The 18,202-nt window shown below is 69.3% G+C and carries 19 protein-coding genes; 5 read left to right on the forward strand and 14 right to left on the reverse strand.

The genetic code is table 11. The features are described from left to right. Window positions 1-77: 77 nt before the first annotated feature. The 9 genes from IAE58_RS09230 to IAE58_RS09270 all read right to left on the reverse strand — a co-directional run bounded on the left by IAE58_RS09230 (window position 78) and on the right by IAE58_RS09270 (window position 8,232). On the reverse strand, window positions 78-614 hold the full coding sequence (locus IAE58_RS09230) for a cytochrome b (protein WP_108760987.1): 537 nt from the start codon (window positions 612-614) through the stop codon (window positions 78-80). Next, window positions 611-1,714 carry a catalase family peroxidase gene (locus tag IAE58_RS09235; protein WP_199932749.1) on the reverse strand — a complete coding sequence of 368 codons (1,104 nt, stop codon included), beginning with the start codon at window positions 1,712-1,714 and terminating at the stop codon, window positions 611-613. The genes IAE58_RS09230 and IAE58_RS09235 overlap by 4 nt, the downstream gene beginning before the upstream one ends. Window positions 1,715-2,108: 394 nt before the next feature. Further along, window positions 2,109-3,476 (reverse strand): M17 family metallopeptidase, encoded by a 1,368-nt coding sequence (locus IAE58_RS09240; protein ID WP_199932748.1) that lies wholly within the window; start codon window positions 3,474-3,476, stop codon window positions 2,109-2,111. Window positions 3,477-3,479: 3 nt separating this feature from the next. Then, window positions 3,480-4,199, reverse strand: a complete 720-nt coding sequence (locus IAE58_RS09245) for an HAD family hydrolase (protein ID WP_199932747.1) — start codon at window positions 4,197-4,199, stop codon at window positions 3,480-3,482. Between the two features lie 31 nt (window positions 4,200-4,230). Beyond that, entirely contained in the window at window positions 4,231-5,331 is a 1,101-nt protein-coding gene (locus IAE58_RS09250) for an AI-2E family transporter (RefSeq protein ID WP_108751900.1), read from the reverse strand. A 67-nt stretch (window positions 5,332-5,398) separates the two neighbouring features. Then, a complete protein-coding gene (locus IAE58_RS09255; protein WP_199932746.1) occupies window positions 5,399-5,860 on the reverse strand; it encodes a protein sip-5 in 462 nt (153 codons plus the stop codon). Beyond that, on the reverse strand, window positions 5,857-6,327 hold the full coding sequence (locus IAE58_RS09260; RefSeq protein ID WP_108770934.1) for a phage holin family protein: 471 nt from the start codon (window positions 6,325-6,327) through the stop codon (window positions 5,857-5,859). Before IAE58_RS09260 ends, IAE58_RS09255 begins: the two co-directional genes overlap by 4 nt. Before the next feature lie 8 nt (window positions 6,328-6,335). Continuing rightward, window positions 6,336-6,698 carry a hypothetical protein gene (locus tag IAE58_RS09265; RefSeq protein ID WP_108748190.1) on the reverse strand — a complete coding sequence of 121 codons (363 nt, stop codon included), beginning with the start codon at window positions 6,696-6,698 and terminating at the stop codon, window positions 6,336-6,338. A gap of 100 nt (window positions 6,699-6,798) precedes the next feature. Continuing rightward, on the reverse strand, window positions 6,799-8,232 hold the full coding sequence (locus IAE58_RS09270; RefSeq protein ID WP_199932745.1) for a Do family serine endopeptidase: 1,434 nt from the start codon (window positions 8,230-8,232) through the stop codon (window positions 6,799-6,801). Between the two features lie 459 nt (window positions 8,233-8,691). Here IAE58_RS09270 and IAE58_RS09275 point away from each other — a divergent pair, with 459 nt between their 5' ends. Next, window positions 8,692-9,597 (forward strand): histone, encoded by a 906-nt coding sequence (locus tag IAE58_RS09275; protein ID WP_199932744.1) that lies wholly within the window; start codon window positions 8,692-8,694, stop codon window positions 9,595-9,597. Window positions 9,598-9,657: 60 nt separating this feature from the next. Here IAE58_RS09275 and IAE58_RS09280 read toward each other — a convergent pair whose 3' ends face one another. The 5 genes from IAE58_RS09280 to IAE58_RS09300 form a co-directional block, all read right to left on the reverse strand. After that, window positions 9,658-10,848 carry an MFS transporter gene (locus tag IAE58_RS09280; RefSeq protein ID WP_233614658.1) on the reverse strand — a complete coding sequence of 397 codons (1,191 nt, stop codon included), beginning with the start codon at window positions 10,846-10,848 and terminating at the stop codon, window positions 9,658-9,660. A 60-nt stretch (window positions 10,849-10,908) separates the two neighbouring features. Next, complete coding sequence (locus IAE58_RS09285; protein WP_199932743.1) at window positions 10,909-11,745, reverse strand: alpha/beta hydrolase; 837 nt, start codon at window positions 11,743-11,745, stop codon at window positions 10,909-10,911. Window positions 11,746-11,811: 66 nt separating this feature from the next. Next, window positions 11,812-12,219 (reverse strand): response regulator, encoded by a 408-nt coding sequence (locus tag IAE58_RS09290; RefSeq protein WP_199932742.1) that lies wholly within the window; start codon window positions 12,217-12,219, stop codon window positions 11,812-11,814. A gap of 125 nt (window positions 12,220-12,344) precedes the next feature. Next, window positions 12,345-12,980 (reverse strand): response regulator transcription factor, encoded by a 636-nt coding sequence (locus tag IAE58_RS09295; RefSeq protein WP_108748196.1) that lies wholly within the window; start codon window positions 12,978-12,980, stop codon window positions 12,345-12,347. 1 nt (window position 12,981) lies between these two features. After that, window positions 12,982-14,928, reverse strand: coding sequence for an ATP-binding protein (locus IAE58_RS09300; RefSeq protein ID WP_199932741.1), 1,947 nt, complete (start codon window positions 14,926-14,928; stop codon window positions 12,982-12,984). 224 nt (window positions 14,929-15,152) lie between these two features. Here IAE58_RS09300 and IAE58_RS09305 point away from each other — a divergent pair, with 224 nt between their 5' ends. The 4 genes from IAE58_RS09305 to IAE58_RS09320 all read left to right on the forward strand — a co-directional run. Then, window positions 15,153-15,656 carry a DNA starvation/stationary phase protection protein gene (locus tag IAE58_RS09305; protein WP_108751908.1) on the forward strand — a complete coding sequence of 168 codons (504 nt, stop codon included), beginning with the start codon at window positions 15,153-15,155 and terminating at the stop codon, window positions 15,654-15,656. A 35-nt stretch (window positions 15,657-15,691) separates the two neighbouring features. Next, window positions 15,692-16,408: an ATP-binding protein gene (locus tag IAE58_RS09310; RefSeq protein WP_199932740.1), complete on the forward strand. Its 717-nt coding sequence runs from the start codon at window positions 15,692-15,694 to the stop codon at window positions 16,406-16,408. 17 nt (window positions 16,409-16,425) lie between these two features. Further along, window positions 16,426-17,475 carry a cupin domain-containing protein gene (locus tag IAE58_RS09315; protein WP_199932739.1) on the forward strand — a complete coding sequence of 350 codons (1,050 nt, stop codon included), beginning with the start codon at window positions 16,426-16,428 and terminating at the stop codon, window positions 17,473-17,475. Between the two features lie 39 nt (window positions 17,476-17,514). Beyond that, the coding region (locus tag IAE58_RS09320) for a hypothetical protein (protein WP_200734976.1) at window positions 17,515-18,202 on the forward strand (688 nt) is incomplete at its 3' end.

The raw sequence follows: 18,202 nt of genomic DNA on the forward strand, positions 1-18,202 counted from the left end.
AGAGCCGAGCCATGCTCGGCTGCTGTTCGTGTGCAGGCGCGGAAACGATCCGCCGGGCATGGCCCGGCGCTACCCCTTCAATCCTTGCCGCGGGCCATGGCCTGGAACACGCCGTCGCGACGCACCCACAGGTGGAACAGTGCTGCGCCCACGTGCATCAGCACCGTGGCGAACAGCACGTAGGCCAGCAGACTGTGCGCATTGCGCAGGGCGGCATACAGCGCCGGGCTGTGCGGCACCAGGGCCGGCAGGTGCACGCCGCCCCACAGGGTGATCGGGTAACCACCGGCCGACAGCATCGCCCAGCCGATCAGCGGCATCGCCAGCATCAGCCCGTACAGCAGCCAGTGCGACGCCGTGGCGGCCAGCACCTGCCACGCCGGCAGATCGGCCGGCAGCGGTGGTGGCCGGTGGCGCAGGCGGTTGTACAGGCGCAGCAGCACCAGCACGAAGATCGCCACGCCCAGCGGCCGGTGCAGGTCGATCAGCATTGGCCGCAGGTGCAACGAAGCGACCATGGTCACGCCGATGAACAGCATGGCCACGATCATCACTGCCATGGTCCAGTGCAGCACCCGCGCCAGCAGGTTGAAGTGGCCGTTGCCGGTGTTCATCGTGCGGCCTCCTTCGGTTGTTCGACGTTGCCGGCGGCGCGTTCGCGTTCGCGGCGGTTGAAGGACTGCGAGTACACCGCCGAACGTGCGGCCAGGATCGGATCATCGCTGCCACGCACGCCGCTGGGCAGGATCAGCGGATCGAAGTTGATCTGTCCGCAGGCGCCTTCTTCCTGCGATTGCATGCGGTCCAGGCTGAGCACGCCGGCCACCACCTGTTCGCGGGATTCGGGCCACGGCACCGACGGGTCGTCGATGGCATCGCCGGCGGCGGCGGTGCTGACCACCAGGTTCCAGCGCACCGGGCCGTTGGCCAGGCGCTGGCGCAGTTCCTGGCTGAGGAAATCGACGCTGGCCTGCTTGCGGGCTTCGGCATCCATGACCACCACCGGCGCCTGCGGCTGCCAGCGCCAGCGCACCGCGCGCTTCTGGCCCTGGGCGTTGGTGAACCAGAAGCTGTTCACGCTGTTGTAGGTGGTGTCGGCCCAGCTGCTGGTCCACGGCGCGGTCTTGGCCCACTGCTGGAACGCCTGCGCGCTGGGGTATTTCGCCAGCACGGCGGCCATCTTCGCCGGGTCGGGCTTGCCGGTAGCCGGGTCGGGAATGCCGGCGCGGGTCTGTTCGAAGAAGGCCTCGGCGGTGGGTACGGCGAAGAACGGGAAGCTGTTCATCGCCATCCGCCATTCCTGGCCGTCATCGCTCACCATCTGCACGGCCAGGCTGCGCACCCGCGCGGTGTTGTCGGCGCCATAGGGATCGCCACCGCCGATCGACAGGCGCCCCATCACCGGCACGCGCGGCTGCGAGAACACCCGTGCGCTGGACAGGGTGCGGGCCTGTGCGCTGGGTTCGAACCAGCCGCTCACGCAGATGCCCTTGCTGTGCGCACGGCGGAAGCCGGGATGGGCCGGGCCGGTGGCTTCGATGGTGTCGGTGAAGCGCTGCGCGGTAAGGCGGTCGCCGATCCAGCCGGCCAGCCAGGCGAACACGAGCGCAACGCCGCCCAGTATCAGCGCGATCAGGGCGATCCAGGGCAGGGGCGTGTGCGGGCGGGGCGAGCGCGGCCCCTGGCCGGCGCGGGTAAAGCGGAACAAGGGCATGGTCGGGTTCCTGCCTTCACTGGACGTGTGGGTGGTCGACCTGCACATCCTCGCAGAACCCTTCCAGGCCCGGTATTCAATTTTTCGTCAGATTTGCCAGGCCCGCCAATGCCGCCGACCGGGAATCTCGGCGGGAACCTCGACCGGGAACGCCGACCGCGAACCGTCGGCGGGAACCTCGACCTGGAACGCCGACCGGTAGAGTCGACTGTCAGTCGACTATCGCGCGCAGCGCGGGATTTTCCACGGCCCGTTGAAGAGCAGTCGACTAACAGTCGACTCTACCGCCGACCGCCGACCGCCGACCGCCGACCGCCGACCGCCGACCGCCGACCGCAGACCGCAGACCGCAGACCGCAGACCGCAGCCGTCCCCGTGCGTGTGCCTGCGTGGCTCAGCCGTAGCGCGCCTTCAGCATGGCCCAGGCCGAACGCAGCGCCAGCGCTTCGCCACCGGCCGGGCGGCCCGGGCGTTCGCCGTCGTTCCAGGCGTACACGTCCAGGTGCGCCCAGCGCTGGCCCTCGGCCAGGAAGCGTTCCAGGTACAGCGCGGCGGTGACCGAACCGGCCATGCGCGAACCGGCGTTGGCCAGGTCGGCCACGCCGCTGGACAGATAGCGCAGGTACGGGCGCCACAGCGGCATGCGCCACACCGGGTCACGGGTGGCATCGCCGGCCTGCAGCCACTGCTGGGCCACGCTGTCGTCGTTGCTGAACAGCGCCGGTAGGTCCGGGCCCAGCGCGATGCGCGCCGCCCCGGTCAGGGTGGCGAAATCCAGCACCAGGTCCGGCTGCTGTTCGCTGGCGAAGGTGAGTGCATCGCACAGGATCACCCGGCCTTCGGCGTCGGTGTTGTCGATCTCTACGCTCAGGCCCTTGCGGGTGGCGATGACTTCGCCGGGGCGGAACGCATCGGGGCCGATCGCGTTTTCCACCGCCGGCACCAGCAGGGTCAGCCGCACCGGCAGCTGCTGCGCCATCACCAGCCCGGCCAGGGCCAGGGCGTGGGCGGCGCCGCCCATGTCCTTCTTCATGTTGCGCATGCCATCGGCGGGCTTGATGTCCAGGCCGCCAGTGTCGAAGCACACGCCCTTGCCGACCACCACCAGCGCCGGATCACTTTCCTTGCCCCAGCGCAGCACCACCAGGCGCGGCGCGCGGTGCGAGGCACGGCCGACGGCGTGGATGGCCGGGAAGTTCTGCTGCAGCAGCGCATCGCCGGTGATCGCTTCTACCTGCGCACCGTGGGCGTCGGCCAACGCGCGCGCTGCATCTTCCAGCTGCTGCGGGCCCATGTCTTCGGTGGGGGTGTTCACCCAGTCGCGCACGCGCAGGCTGGCGGCGATCAGGTCGGCCACTTCACCCTGCGGCGCGGCCACCAGCTGTGCCGGTGCGCGGTTGCGCTTGCGGTAGCGGTCGAAGCGGTAGCTGCCCAGGCCCCAGCCCAGTTGCAGCAGGGCCTGTTCGTCGGCGCTCAGTTCGCTGGCCAGCTGCCACACGCTGCCTTCGGGCAGGGCGTGCGGGGCATGGGCATAGCTGTAGGCATCGGCACGGTCGCCCACGCCGATCACCGCACCGGCCAGGCCATCGCTGCCCGGCAGCAGGGCCACGCTGTGCGCGGCGGCGTTGAAGCCCTGTGCGCCCAGCCAGGCCTGGGTGGCCGCCGGCTGGGTCGCCTTCCACGCCTCGAACTGGCTGCGGTCGAGCACGTACAGCGGCAGGGCGGTGGCGGTGGAAGCGGTGAAACCAGTGATCTCGCTCATGCGTCAGCTACTCCGGGGTGCGGCGGCGTCGAGGTTGGCATCCAGCCAATCGGCCAGGCCGGTAAGGGTGTCGAACTGCAGGTCAGGCTGCAGCTGCGGATGATTCCAGGTGGCCGCTTCGCGGTTGATCCAGCAACCGCGCAGGCCTGCGGCGATCGCGCCGGCCACGTCCATTTCAATGTGGTCGCCCACGTGCAGCACCTGCGCCGGGGCCGCGCCCAGGCGTTCGCAGGCGGCATGGAAGATGCTCGGTTCCGGCTTGGCCGCGCCGTGTTCGCGGGCGCCCAGCTGGAAAGCGAAATGATGGGCCAGGCCGATGCGCTCAAGATCGGCGTTGCCGTTGCTGAGTGCGGCCACCGGTACGCGCGCGGCAATGCGGGCCAGTGCATCCAGCGCATCCGGATAGCACTCCACCTGGTTGCGCGCGGCGTAGAACGCCTCGTAGGCCGGCTCCAGCAGGTCCAGGCTGGCGCCACTGTTCTGCAGCGCCTCCTGCAGAGTCAGCCGACGCAGCGCGCTCAGGTCGAAATGCAGCTGTGGGTTGTCGCGGAACGCGCGCTCGCGCAGTTCGCGCATGGCCGCCACCGGATACATCGCGGCGGTGGCGGGGCTGTGTTCACGCATCCAGTCGTACAGGACCTGGTCGATGCGGGCGCCGATGGGAGCAAACGGCCACAGCGTGTCGTCGAGGTCGAGGGTGATGGCAAGGACAGGGAAGTTCACCCCGCCATTCTACGCCCGCGCGGCTGGGCTTTCATTCCAGCAGCCGCGCCCAGCCCTGCATGCCTTCCAGCCGTGCCAGCACCAGCTTGATGCAGACCAGCAGCGGCACCGCCAGCAGCAGGCCGATCATGCCCCAGGCCCAGCCGAACACCATCAGCGCCAGGATCAGCACCAGCGGCGACAGCTTCATGCGCCGGCCCAGCACGATCGGTGTCACCAGCTGCCCTTCCAGGGTATGCAGCGCCAGGTAGGCGGCGGCCGGCAGCAGCGCCTGCAGCGGATCGCGGAATTCCACAAAGCCCATCAGCAGCATCAGCGCCACGCCGATCAGCGGGCCCACGTAGGGCGCGAAATTCAGCAGCGCCGCCACCGTGCCCCACAGCAGCGCTTCCTGCAGGCCGATGCCCAGCAGCATCAGCACGCCGGCAAACAGCAGGCCGACCAGAGTGTTGATGACGGTGATGGTCAACACGTAGCGCGATACCTCGCGTTCGATCGAACGCAGGATGTCACTGGTGAAGCGTTGCTGCTGGCGGTTGGGGAACAAGGCGATGGCCGCGCGCTGCAGGCTCTGCCCGTAGATCATGAAGAACAGGGTGAGCAGCACCACCGCCAGTACCGAGGCGGCCAGGCGCGGGGCGCGGGTCAGCATGCGGTAGGGATCGTCCAGCTGGGTGCGGATGACCTGCACGCGGCGGCTGCTTTCGCCGCCGGCCACGCGGGCGAAGTTTTCCGCGGCCTGGTTGGCCTGCTGCACCGGCTTGGTCAGGTCCTGCACCTGGCGTGCCACCTTGCGCAGCTGCTGCGGCGCTTCCTGCGCCCAGTCCATGGCCGGGCCCACCAGCTGCACTGCCAGCGCGGTGGTCACCCCCAGCCCGGCGCCCAGGATCAACAGCGCGCCCAGTGCGCGCGGAATCCACAGTTTCTGCAGCAGGCGCAGGATCGGGTTGCCCACCAGGGCGAAGAACATGGCCAGCAGGATGGGCAGGAAGATGTCCTGCGCCGCCCACAGCGTGTACGCCACGGCCAGGGTGGCCAGGATCACCAGCGACATCGGCCCGCGCGGGCGTGACGGCGGCGGCAGCGGCGCGTCGGGCGCGGGCGAAGAGGGGGACAACAGGGGCTCGCTCATCGGCGCACCGACCGGGAAGGGAAGCGCATTATCGTCCCGCCGCGATCAACGCGGCGGGTTCACGGTGTCAACGTTCAGAGACATCGGTAGCGGCCTCGGCCGGCTGCGGTACGCGCAGCTCGTCGGCCGTATGCGGGGCGGCAGGCGCAGAAGCCGGTGGCGGCGTGGCCTGCCCGGCGGCCGTATCCGCAGCGGTGTCGGCGGCGGCATCCGCGGTCTCGGCGGCATCGTCGGCGGTATCGGCGGCATGGGCCGCCATCGCCGCGGCGAACGCGGCCTGGCCACTGGCCATCAGGTTGGATACCGAGCCGATCATCTGCAGCCAGCGCGCGCCATTCACCTTTCCAGGCACTTCCAGCTTGCCGGCCACGAAGCCGCCGGCCAGGCCGACCACCACGATGCGCAGCGGCGACCAGCCGCGGCGCCAGACCTGGCTGAGCACGCCCCAGTTGTCCTGGGTTTCGGCCATGCGCACGGCCACCACCTGTTCGCAGCGCTTCACCCGCCGCTGCAGTGCGCCGAATTTCATGGCTTGCCCTCCGGAATCTGCACATCGGCGTCCGGGTCATCCTCGCTGGGCTCGTCGAACAGGCCCAGGCGTGACAACTGACGCCGGGTGGCATGCATGCCGGTGTGGTGGAAGAAGTAGGACACCCGCCAGATCGCGTAGCCGGTAACGGCCAGGCTGAGCAGGGAGGTGATCAGCAGCGCCTGCAGCCAGCTCAGGCCCCAGCTCTGCAGCAGGGCGATGAGGGTGGCCGCCATCAGCAGCCAGGCCGAGGCACCGAACACGATGCCGACCCCGGCCCACGCCAGCGCACGGCCGAACGCACTGCGGGCCAGGGCGAAGTCGGCCGAGGCCAGCCGCCGCAGCGAACGCAGCGAGTGCTTGGCCGAATCGGCGGCGGCTTTGCCGGCCGCGCCGACCTGGCGGATGCTCTCGTCCAGCGGCGGGGTCGCCGCCGGATCGGGAGCCTGCGAGGTGTCTTCGCTCACGCCGCGGCTTACTTGTTGTTGCTGCTGGCCAGCTTGGCAATCAGCCAGCCGGCGGCGAAGGCAACGCCGAACGAGGCCAGCGGACGTTCACGGATCAGCTCGGCGGCGCTGTCCACCAGATCCTTGCCCTTGTCCATCAGCGCATCGACCTGTTCCTTGGCGGCGGCACCGCCGAACTCGGCAGCGGCCAAGCCGGACAGTGCGCTGTCGGACAGTTCGGCCTTGACGTTGGCCTTGCCGATGCGCAGTTCGTCACCGGCGGCGCCGGTTGCACCCTTGATCGCACCGCCGGCAGCGCTGGCGGCCTGCTTCAGGTGGGAACCGGCTTCACCCAGGTGTTCCTTCAGGTTCTCGGTATTGGTGGGGCTCATCGAATCACTCCTGTTGCGATGGGGGGACGAACGGATGTTCGGCCGATGGGACGGGTAGCAATAGCATCGGCCGGGTATAGGGGGTGTTACGGCGGGGCGATCAGCGCATCACCAACTGGCCCTGCTGCTGGCCATTGTTGCGCAGGATGCGCAGCACCAGGGTGGGCGGGCGCTGCTGGAAATTGGCGCGCCAGCTGGCCAGATCGGCGAATTCACCCACCGTGGCCTCGGCGATGATGTCGCCCTGCTGCAGGCCGTTGCTGGCCGCGCGGCTGCCGCGCTTGACCTCGCTGACCAGCACGCCGCCCACGCCGGACTGGCGCAGCGATTCGGGCAGATCGACGAAGGTGGCCCCGCCCAGGCGCGGGTCCAGGCTGTCACCGGTCACCGCACGCGCCTGCTCTTTCAGCGTGGCCTTGATCTGCAGCGGCTTGCCTTCGCGGCGCACATCCAGGGTCAGCACGCTGCCCACCGCGGCCAGGCCTTCCACGTTGTGCAGCGCTTCGGCACTGTCCACCCGCTGGCCATTGGCCGACACCACCACGTCGCCCGGCTTCAGCCCGGCGCTGGCGCCGGCCGAACCGGCCAGCACGCGGGTGACCAGCGCGCCGCGCGTTTCGCCCAGACCCAGGCCCTGGGCGATCTGCGCACTCAGGTTCTGGCTTTCGATGCCCAGCGTGCCGCGCACCACCACGCCATGCTTCACCAGCTGGTCCACCACGCTGCGGGCCAGGTTGGATGGAATGGCCAGGCCCAGGCCGATGTTGCCGGCCATGCTGCCCTGCGGGTTGTAGCTGGCGGTGTTGATGCCCACCAGCTGGCCCTGCAGGTTGACCAGCGCGCCACCGGAATTGCCGGGGTTGATGGACGCATCGGTCTGGATGAAGTTCTGGTAGCCCAGCCCGCGGATGCCGCTGCGGCCGACCGCCGAGACGATGCCCGAAGTGACCGTCTGGCTGAAACCGAACGGGTTGCCGATGGCCACCACGAAGTCACCCACGCGCAGCTGGTTGCTGTCGGCCAGCTTGATGTCGGTCAGGTTCTGCGCCGGAATGCGGATCAGGGCGATATCGGTGTCGCGGTCCGAGCCGATGAATTCGGCCTTCACCGTGCGCCCGTCGGCCAGGGTGACCTGCACGTCGTCGGCGTTGTCGATCACGTGGTGGTTGGTCAGCACCAGCCCCTCGCTGGCATCGATGATCACGCCCGAGCCCAGCGATTCGTTGATGCGTTCCTGCGGAATATCCGGGAACAGGCGGCGGAAGAACGGGTCGTTGAAGAAGGGGTTGCGTACGCGCACCACCTGCTTGGTGTTGACGCTGACCACCGCAGGCATGGCCTTCTCCAGCATCGGCGCCAGCGAGGGCACCGCCTGCCCGGCCACCGATGCCGGCAACGCCGCGGTGGTGGGCAGTGCGGCCGGCAACGGTGCTGCATCGGCACGGTTGTCCAGGTGCGCGTTGAGGCCGGTGGCAACGAAGCCGCCGAAGGCTGCGGCAATGGCGAGCGTGAGCAGGGTGGGTAGCGGTCGCATGGCAGTCAAATTGTTGGCGTGGGTGGGGGGGCCGTAGGCCTATACGGTAGAACAAGCTGAATGAGTGTGTCGCGATCCGGATAAATGGCCCATGAAAAAACCAGGGCGTCGGCGTCGTCCACGCGACCCGCGCCGGTACGCATGCAGGCAGCAGGCGACAGTTGGACACAGCGCGATACTTGCGCAGTTCCGCGCATATGGGCAGCACGATGCCGCTTGGCCGCACTTGCCGCAACGCGCGGCCAGCGCACGTTCCAGTGCATGCAGCTGCGTGCCCGCAATGTTCGCGCACCGCTGAAAAAAAGGGGTTTGCCGGATCCTGCACTGGGCAACGACCGGGTTCGCTTACCTTAGTACCGTCGCACAGGATGCGATTGCAGAAGCGTGACCCGTTCCACGATGGCGATTGTCGGTATAGCATCGCCCCGTTTTGATAATCCAGGCCCCCAGGAGGGCAACATGAGCAACGGTAATGGTGTGTCGGTCGTGACCGACGCCGTCGAGAACGTGAAAGAAACCGCCACCAACGTCGGCGAGACCATCGCCCACGCCGCCGAAGACGCCGTGAAGTCGGTCAAGAAGACCGTCAAGCGCGCCACCAAGGCTGCCGGTACCCGCGTTGCCAAGGCCAAGAAGGCCGTGGCCAAGGTCGAAAAGACCGTTGCCAAGAAGGCCGAGAAGGCTGCCAAGTCGGTTGGCAAGACCGTTGCCAAGGCGAAGAAGAAGCTGGAAACCGCCAAGAAGAATGCCAAGGCCGAAGCCGCTGCCCTGAAGAAGGAAGTGGCCAAGAAGAAGGCGGCTGCCGGCAAGGCCGTGACCAAGAAGGCCGCCGCTGCCAAGAAGACCACCAAGGCTGCCACCAAGGCTGCCGGCAAGAAGGTCGCCACCGTGAAGAAGGCCGCCACCAAGAAGGCTGCCGTGACCAAGAAGACCGTCGCCAAGAAGACCGCCGCTGCCAAGAAGGTTGTCGGCAAGAAGGTTGCGACCGCCAAGAAGGCTGTGGCCAAGAAGACCGTTGCTGCCAAGAAGGTTGCCGGCAAGAAGGCTGTGGCTGCGAAGAAGGTTGTCGGCAAGAAGGTTGCGGCCGGCAAGAAGGTCGCCACCAAGAAGACCGCCGTGGCCAAGAAGGCCGTCGGCAAGAAGGTTGCCGCCACCAGGAAGGTCGCCACCAAGAAGACTGCGGCCGCCAAGAAGGTTGTCGGCAAGAAGGTCGCCGCCACCCGCAAGACCGTGGCCAAGAAGGCTGCACCGCTGAAGAAGGTCGCGGCCAAGAAGGTCGCTGCCAAGAAGGCACCGGCCAAGAAGTTTGTCGCCAAGAAGGCGCCGGCCAAGAAGGCCGTGCGCAAGGCTGCCAAGCGCAAGTAATCCGCGCTGGCGCCATCAACCCTTCCGCCCGGTCCGGGCGGAAGGGTTTTTTTTTGCCTGTCAGTGGCGCGCCAGCTGCACCGTCGGCCGCCACTGCAGAACCGCCAGCGCGGCCAGCGGCAAGGCCCCGCCGAACACCGCCACGCCGGTCCAGCCGAAGTGATGCCAGGCCAGCGCGCCGGCCCACGAGCCGAACGCCCCGCCCAGGAACATGCCCGTCATGAAGACGGTGTTGAGCCGGCTCTTGAACTCCGGGTGCAGGCCGTACACCTGGTGCTGGTGGCTGACCAGCGCCACCTGCACGCCGAAGTCGAGCACCACCACGCCCAGCACCAGGCCGGCCAGGCCTGGCCACAGGCCCAGCAGCAGCCACGATACCAGCGTGGCCAGCACACCCAACCGCACCACCGGTGCCGGCCCACGGCGGTCGGCCAAGCGCCCGGCCATCGGTGCGATCGCTACGCCCACCACGCCGATGATGCCGAACAGCCCGGCCGTGGCAGCACCCAGCTGCAGCGGCGGCGCGGCCAGGTGCAGTGACAGCGTGGTCCAGAACACCGAGAACGAAGCGAACAGCAGCGCCTGCGCCCAGGTGGCCCGGCGCAACAGCGGATGGTCGCGCCACAGCGTGCGCAACGACCCCAGCAGGGCGCCGTAACCGGGCGGGTGGCCCGGCGGTGCATGCCGTGGCAGTGAACGCGCCATCAGCAGCGCCGCGCCCAGCGCCAGCGGCACGCCCAGCCAGAACATGGCGCGCCAACTGCTGGCGCTCGACACCAGCCCGGCCAGCGTACGGCTGAGCAGGATGCCGGCCAGCAGGCCGCTCATCACCGTGCCGATGGCCGCACCGCGTCGCTCCGGCGCCACCAGCAGCGCAGTGAACGGCACGATCTGCTGGGCGACGGTGGCGGCCGCCCCCAGCAGGATCGCGCCGATCGCCAAGGTGGCCAGCCCTGGCGCCAGTGCCGACACCACCAGAGCCACCGCCACCGCCAGGAACTGCAGCACGATCAGCCGCCGCCGTTCGTGGCGGTCGCCCAGCGGCAGCAGCAGGAGCAGGCCGGCGGCGTAGCCGAGCTGGGTCAGCGCAGGTATCCAGCTGCTGACCCGCGCATCGCCCAAGTCATGGGCCATGGCCGCCAGCATCGGCTGGTTGTAGTAGATGTTGGCCACGCCCAGGCCGGCGGCCACGGCCATGGCGAACAACGGTGCGGCGCGCGTGGCGCCGACCGCAGTGGGGGAGGAAGACATGACACGGCTCCTGGCGGAAGAACGCGCGGGCGTGCTGCAGTGCCCGCGCGCGGGCAGACCTCAGCCTTGCACGAAGGCCAGCAGGTCCGGATTGATCACGTCGGCGTGGGTGGTCAGCATGCCGTGCGGATACCCCGGGTAGACCTTCAGCGTGCCGTTGGCCAGGAGCTTGATCGACTCACGCGCGGCCGCATCGATCGGCACGATCTGGTCGTCGTCACCATGCAGCACCAGGGTCGGTATGGTGATCGACTTCAGATCTTCGGTGAAGTCGGTTTCGGAGAAGGCCTTGATGCCTTCGTAATGGGCCTTGGCGCTGCCGGCCATGCCCTGCCGCCACCAGTTCTGGATGGCACCGGGAACGACCTGTGCGCCTTCTCGGTTGAAGCCGTAGAACGGGCCGCCGGGCAGGTCCAGGAAGAACTGCGAACGGTTGGCCGCCAGTGCTGCACGCAGGCCGTCGAACACATCGATCGGCAGGCCCTTGGGGTAGGCCGCGGTGCGCAGCATGATCGGCGGCACTGCGCTGACCAGCACGGCCTTGGCCACGCGGCCCTGCGGCTGGCCGTAGCGGGCCACGTAGCGCGCCACTTCGCCACCGCCGGTGGAATGGCCGATATGCACCGCGTTGCGCAGGTCCAGGTGCTGCATGACCACCGCGGCATCGGCGGCGTAGTGGTCCACGTCGTGGCCTTCGCTCACCTGCGCCGAACGGCCGTGGCCGCGGCGGTCATGGGCGATCACGCGGAAGCCCTTGGCCAGGAAGAACAGCATCTGCGTGTCCCAGTCATCGTTGGACAGCGGCCAGCCATGGTGGAAGACGATCGGCTGGGCCTCCTTCGGGCCCCAGTCCTTGTAGAAGATCTCGACGCCATCGGGGGTGGTGACAGTGCTCATCCGGGTAACTCCTCAGGGGTGGGTGGGAACGAGGTCCACGCTACGCCTGGGGGGCTCGGCGCAACATCACACGCTCGGTTCGCCGGGGCATACCTTGGTGTGATCGCCTGCCTCGAACAGCCGCTGCAGGCAGTCGGCCAGCGCATCGGCGTCCACCGGCTTGCGCAGGAACCCGACAGCGCCGGACGCACGCACGCGCTGTTCCACGGCCGCGGTGGGGAAGGCAGTCAGGAAGATCATCGGCGGCACCGCACCGCGCGCGCGCAGGCGTGCCTGCAGTTGTTCACCATCGAGTACGGGCATCTGCACATCGCTGATGATGCAGGCCGGCGCGGGCAGCGTGCGGTCATCCAGCAGCGCCTGGCCGTGGGCGTAGGCACGTACGGTATAGCCGAGCGCACGCATCAGGCTGGACAGCGACGCGCGGACGCCGGCATCGTCGTCCACGATCGCGATGAGGGGGGGCGGAAACATGTGGGACTCCTTCATGCCACCCCGGACGCAACGGGTCCGGGCTTGGCTGGTGTCCTTTATGCCGCAGTCGCGCGGCCGCCACCATCATACGCAGGTGTGGGTAGCGGCCCGGGCGCGGCCTGTGCTCAGTGGCCGATGCCCAGGGCTTCGGCCTGGCGCACCAGCTCGGCCAACGAGCGCACGCCCATCTTGCGCATCACGTTGCCGCGGTGGATCTTCACCGTGATCTCGCTCAACTGCAGTTCGGCGGCCACCTGCTTGTTCATCAGGCCCGACACCACCAGCGCCATCACCTCGCGCTCGCGGCTGGTCAGGGTGGCGTAGTGCGCGCGCACGCCGTCCAGCGCGCCATCGCTCTGGCGGCGCTGGCGGTCGCGTTCGATGGCCGCGGTCACCGCATCCAGCATGTCCTGGTCGCGGAAGGGCTTGGCCAGGAAATCCACCGCGCCGGCCTTCATCGCCTTCACCGTCATCGGAATGTCGCCATGGCCGGTCATGAACACCACCGGCAGGGCCACGCCCTGGGCGGCCAGCTGGGCCTGCACATCCAGACCGCTCACGCCCTGCAGGCGCACGTCCAGCACGATGCAGCCGGGCACATCGGGCAGCGGCTGCGCGCCCAGTTCGCCAGGGGCCGCGTACAGCCGCGTCTGCAGCCCGACCGAGCGCAGCAGGCTGTCCAGCGAGGTGCGCACGGACGGATCGTCATCCACGATCACCACCAACGGTGGTGCAGCGGGTGGGGGCGCGGAACGATGCATGTCAGGCGGTCTCCGGTGCAGTGGCCAGCAGCAGGGTAAAGCAGGTGCCGGTGCCGGGCGTGCTGCGCACCTGCAGCTGGCCGCCGTGGGCTTCCACGGTGGTGCGGCAGATCGGCAGGCCCATGCCCATGCCCTGCGGCTTGGTGGTGAAGAAGGGCTCGAACAGGCGCGCCACGTGTTCGGCGGCGATGCCCGGGCCGGTGTCGCTCACGTCGATGCGCACATGGCCGTCGATCGCCTGCAGTTCGATGTGCAGGGCGCGCACGCCGGGCTGGCCGCTCATGGCCTGGCAGGCATTCAACAGCAGGTTCACCAGCACCTGCTGCAGCTGGATGCGTTGGCCCGGCACGTCCGGCAGCGCGGCCACCTGGTCCACCTGTACCTGCACCTGCTCGCGCTGCAGCTCGTGCTGCAGCAGGCGCAGGGCATCGTCCACCAGCACGGCCGGGGCCAGCACTTCGTGCGCGGGCGGCGTCTTGCCCAGGAAGTCGCGCACGTTCTTGACGATGCCGCTGGCACGGCGCCCTTCGGCGATGGTGCGCTCGATCGCCAGTTCCACTTCGTGCAGTTCTGGCTGCGGTCGGCGCAGCCAGCGCAGCCCGGCCTCGCCATTGGTCACCACTGCCATCAGCGGCTGGTTCACCTCGTGCGCCAGCGACGCGGTCAGTTCACCCAGGGTGGCCACGCGGCTGGCATGGGCCAGTTCGGCCTGCGCGGCCAACGCGCGGGCCTCGGCCTGCTTGCGCTCGTGGATGTCGACCACGAACACCAGCACCGTGCCATCGCCTTCGCGGCGGTCGGGGAAGGTGATGGTGAACAGCACCGGCACCGTGCTGCCGTCGGCGCGCACGATGGATGTCTCGCCTTCGCAGTGCGTCGCGCCGGCAACGAAGGCGGCCAGCGATGCGGCGAAGGTGCGGTCGTCGTCGGCCAGCACCGCATCGACCGTCGCCGGTGGTGCGCCTTGCCCGATCAGGCGGCGGAAGGCCGGGTTCAGGCCCACCAGGCGCGCCCGTTGCCGGAAGCGGGTGAGCGCCTGCGGGGACGCCTGCAGGTAGGCCTGCAGCTGCGCGCGGTCGCCCACCCCATGCCGCGACAGTTCGGCCTGCACCTCGCTCCAGTCCTGTTCCACCACGCCGATGCGGCTGCCGTCGAACATGCGCCGGTAGCGCTGTTCGCTGCGCACCAGCGCGGCGTGTGCGGCCTGCCGTTCGCTTACATCGGTATGCGTCTCCAGCACCCGCAGCGGCCGCCCCTGGCGATCGCGCTGCAGCACCCAGCGGCTTTCCAGCCACAGCGTGCGGCCGTCACGGGTGCGCTGCGCCAGCAGGCCTTCCCAGCGGTCGTGCTGCAGCAGGTCCGCTTCAATCTGCGAGCGCGGCGCCGGGTAGCGGGTCTGCAGCAGGCGGTCGGCGGGTTGGCCGGCAGCTTCTTCGCGGCTCCAGCCGTATACCTGCTCGGCGGTCAGGTTCCAGAACCCGATCACCCCGGCCGGGTCGCGCACGAAGATCATGTCGTGCGACAGGTCCAGCAGCACGGCCTGGTCGGCCAGGGTGCGCATCGAACGCTGGTTCTGCAGGGCCAGCACGGCCGCGATCGCGATCGCCACCAGGCTGACCAGTGCGCGCACGGTCTGCGGCCCTACGTGGTCGATGCCGTGCGTATCCAGGTAGGCGCACAGGGTCAGCCCGGCGCCGGCCACGGCCACGGCGATGATGTCGCCGCGGCGGCCGGTGCGCGCCACCAGCAGCAACGGCAGCACGTACAGCACCGCCACCGCACCTTCCAGCGTGGACAGCGTGTCGAACAGGGCGATGGCCAGCACCACTACGCAGGCCACCGCACGCAGTGCCATGGCAGGAATGATCCGGTGCGGGAACACCACGTCGCCGCCGCCACTGGGGTGCGGTGCCGGGGTCCAGGGGGATGGGGTGCGCGGCGTTGGCATCGGGCCTCCTGTGCCAGGGTGGGGCGCCGCCTGTCGGCCACGCCGAAAGACCGCTGCTACGGTCCCTTGCCCGCCCATGCTGGGCAAGAAACCGGCGCGGCGTCTTGCACGGATGTGCGCAGCCGGCCGGGCAAACCAAGGTATGCCCCGCACGATACCCAGGTGCAATGGGCGCCGGCCCGCGCGCTGCCTACGCTGGATCCGTCCCTACTGGAACCGCCGTCATGACCGCTCCCACCTTTTCCAGCGCCCTGCGCGTACGCAACGACCTGGGCGCGCAGGCCGCCGCCGATCTGGCCCCGGCGCTGACCGCGCTGCTGGCCGACATGTTCGCCCTGTACCTGAAGACCAAGAACTTCCATTGGCACATGAGCGGTCCGCACTTCCGCGATTACCACCTGATGCTGGACGAACAGTCCGCGCAGGTGCTGGCCACCACCGATGCCATTGCCGAGCGTGCGCGCAAGGTCGGCGGCACCACCCTGCGTTCGATCGGCCACATCCAGCGCATCCAGCGCCTGCTGGACAACGATGCCGACTATGTCACCGCGCAGGACATGCTGGCCGAACTGGCCGACGACAACCGCCGCCTGGTCGGCTTCCTGCGTGCCACCCATGGCGTGTGCAGCGAGTACGGCGACGTGGCCAGCACCAGCCTGATCGAAACCTGGATCGACGAGGCCGAACGCCGCAGCTGGTTCCTGGGCGCCTGCCGCGAAACCCGCTGATCACTCGACCCGTCCGCATTGCAAGGAGAGCGGTAATGCACACCCCATTGGCAGTGGCTCCCGCCGAGCCGTCCCCCGCCAGCCGCCTGGCCATGCTGGGCCATGATCTGAACAACGTGCTGCAGGCGGCCGCCGCCGCGATCGGGCTGGCACTGCAGGGCGGCCGACTGGGCCCCGCCGACAGCGCGCTGCTGGACGTGGCCGGGCAGGCCCTGCAGCAGGGCGCCGGCATGGCCCGGCTGTTCCTGGGCCAGGACATTCCGCGTCCGTGCAGCAGTGACGGCGTGGATCTGGCCGAGCTGGTGCAGGAGATGGCGCCGCTGCTGCGGCATGCCGTCGCCCCGGCCCTGCAGCTGGAACTGGATGCATGCGCGCTGTCCGGACGCGTGCAGGTGGACCGCAGTGCCCTGCAGCGTGCGCTGGTGAACCTGGCCCTGAACGCGCGCGAAGCCTGCGCGCCGGGCGCGCGGCTGCGCATCAGCACCGACACCTGCACCCTGGTGGTGGCCGGCCCCGGCCGCATACCGGGCCGCTACGGCATCGTGCGGGTGGCCGACAACGGGCCGGGCATCGACCCGGCCGTTGCCGCGCGCGTGTTCGAGCCCGGCGCCAGCAGCCGCGGCCCGGGGCGCGGCCTCGGCCTGGCCCAGGTGCGCGCCGCGGTGGAAGCCAGCGGTGGCTTCGTGGATGTGCAGTCCTCGCCACGCCGGGGCACCTGCTTCCTGCTGGCCCTGCCCAGCACGATCGCCTGATCCCTACGGAGAACGTCATGTCTGTTTCTGCCATGCCCCTGTCCCGTCACGTCCGCTCGCTGGCCCACGCAGAACTGGCCCATGCCAGTGCGCTGGGCGAAGTCCGCCGCCTGGACGGCACCGCGTTCCCGCTGCTGCAGGGGCTGTCGATCAAGCGCCTGCGGCTGGAAGCCGACGCCATGCGCGAAGCGCACTGGCATGCCAATGCCGATGAACTGGCCTACGTCTGCCAGGGCCAGGTGCGCGTGCAGGTGATCGACAACGGTGACCAAGTCAGTGCGTTTGTCGTGTCAGAAGGGCAGATGTTTCACATTCCCAGCGGTGCCCTGCACCTGATTGAAAACCTGGGCCCCGCTCGCGCCGAACTGATCATCGCCTTCAGCCATGCCCATCCGCAGGATTTCTCGCTGCAGGCGGCCTTCGGTGCGATGAGCGATGCGGTGCTGGGCAATACCTTCGATCTGCCCGCCAGCGCTTTCGCGGCGCTGCCACGTGATACCGGCAGCCGCTATCTGGTACCGCGCCCGCGGGGTCTGCCGCCTGCGTCACCCGATCACGCGCAGCCGCTGCGCTTCGACGTGGAAGCGCAGTCGGCGCCGGTGACCTTCCCGTATGGGCACGCACGGGTCGCCCGCAGCCAGTTCTGGCCCGCACTGCGCCACCTGGCCATGTACTCGCTGCAGATTGGCGAAGACGGCATGCGCGAACCGCACTGGCACCCCGATACCGCCGAGATGGGCTACGTACACCGCGGCCATGCCCGCATGACCGTGCTCGACCCCGACGGCAGCACCGACACGTACCTGCTGTCACCGGGCGATGTGTACTTCATTCCCCCGGCCTACCCACACCAGATCGAAGCACTGGGGCAGGACATCCACTTCCTGGTGTTCTTCGACCGGCCGATGCCCGCCGATATCGGCTACCGCCTGTGTGGCGCGGCACTGCCACCGGCCACCCTGGCCGCGACCTTCGGCGTGCCGGTGGAGCGCATGCCGGTGCTGCCGACCACCGCCCGCGACCCGCTGATCGTGGCCCGCGGCAATCCTCTCGATCCCTGCACCTGAAGTAGGCCACCATTGGGGCCTTCCCGGGGAGGCCTGCGCATGCGCGGTATCGACTTCAGTTCCTGGCAGGGGGTGCTGTCCACGCTGGCCGGGCTGGTGCTGATCACCCTGCTGGGCGTGGGCATCCGCCTGCTGGTGATGCAGACCCTGCAGCAGCGCCGCGAGCGCGAGAACCGGCAGATCAACGAGCGCCTGCGCACGCTGATGGCCGCCTACAAGACATTGGGCGGCTCGTTCACCGGCGATCTGGGCGTGGACCCCACCCATCTGCGCGAACTGCGCCAGCGCGCCCACGAAAGCGGCAGCGCCGAGCCCGGCTCGGAGCGTGCACGGCGCATCCGCGATGCAGTGGAGGCGGCGTTGTCGGACATCCTGCTGCTGGGCACCGACGAACAGGTGCGGCTGGCCGCGCGCGCCGCCACCGAACTGGCGCAGGGCCGGCCGGTGCATACCCACGACCTGGTGGTATCGCTACGTGATTTCGTGCGCCAGGCACTGGATCTGGCCCCAGTGCCGACCGACCTGCAGATTCCACCGCAGGGCCCGACCCGTCCGGCCAGTGGCGGTGGCGGCGGCAACAAGGCACGTGGCGGCGAGGGCGAGGCCAAGGGCGGTCGCGGTGGTGGGGGCGGTGGCGGTGGAGCGGGCGCCGGCATGGGCGGCCTCGGCCTGGGGGGGGGGGGCGCGGGGGGGGGGGGGCCCGCCCCCCCCCGCCCCCCCCCCCCGC

Source organism: Stenotrophomonas sp. S49, assembly GCF_016624905.1.
Classification (GTDB): domain Bacteria; phylum Pseudomonadota; class Gammaproteobacteria; order Xanthomonadales; family Xanthomonadaceae; genus Stenotrophomonas.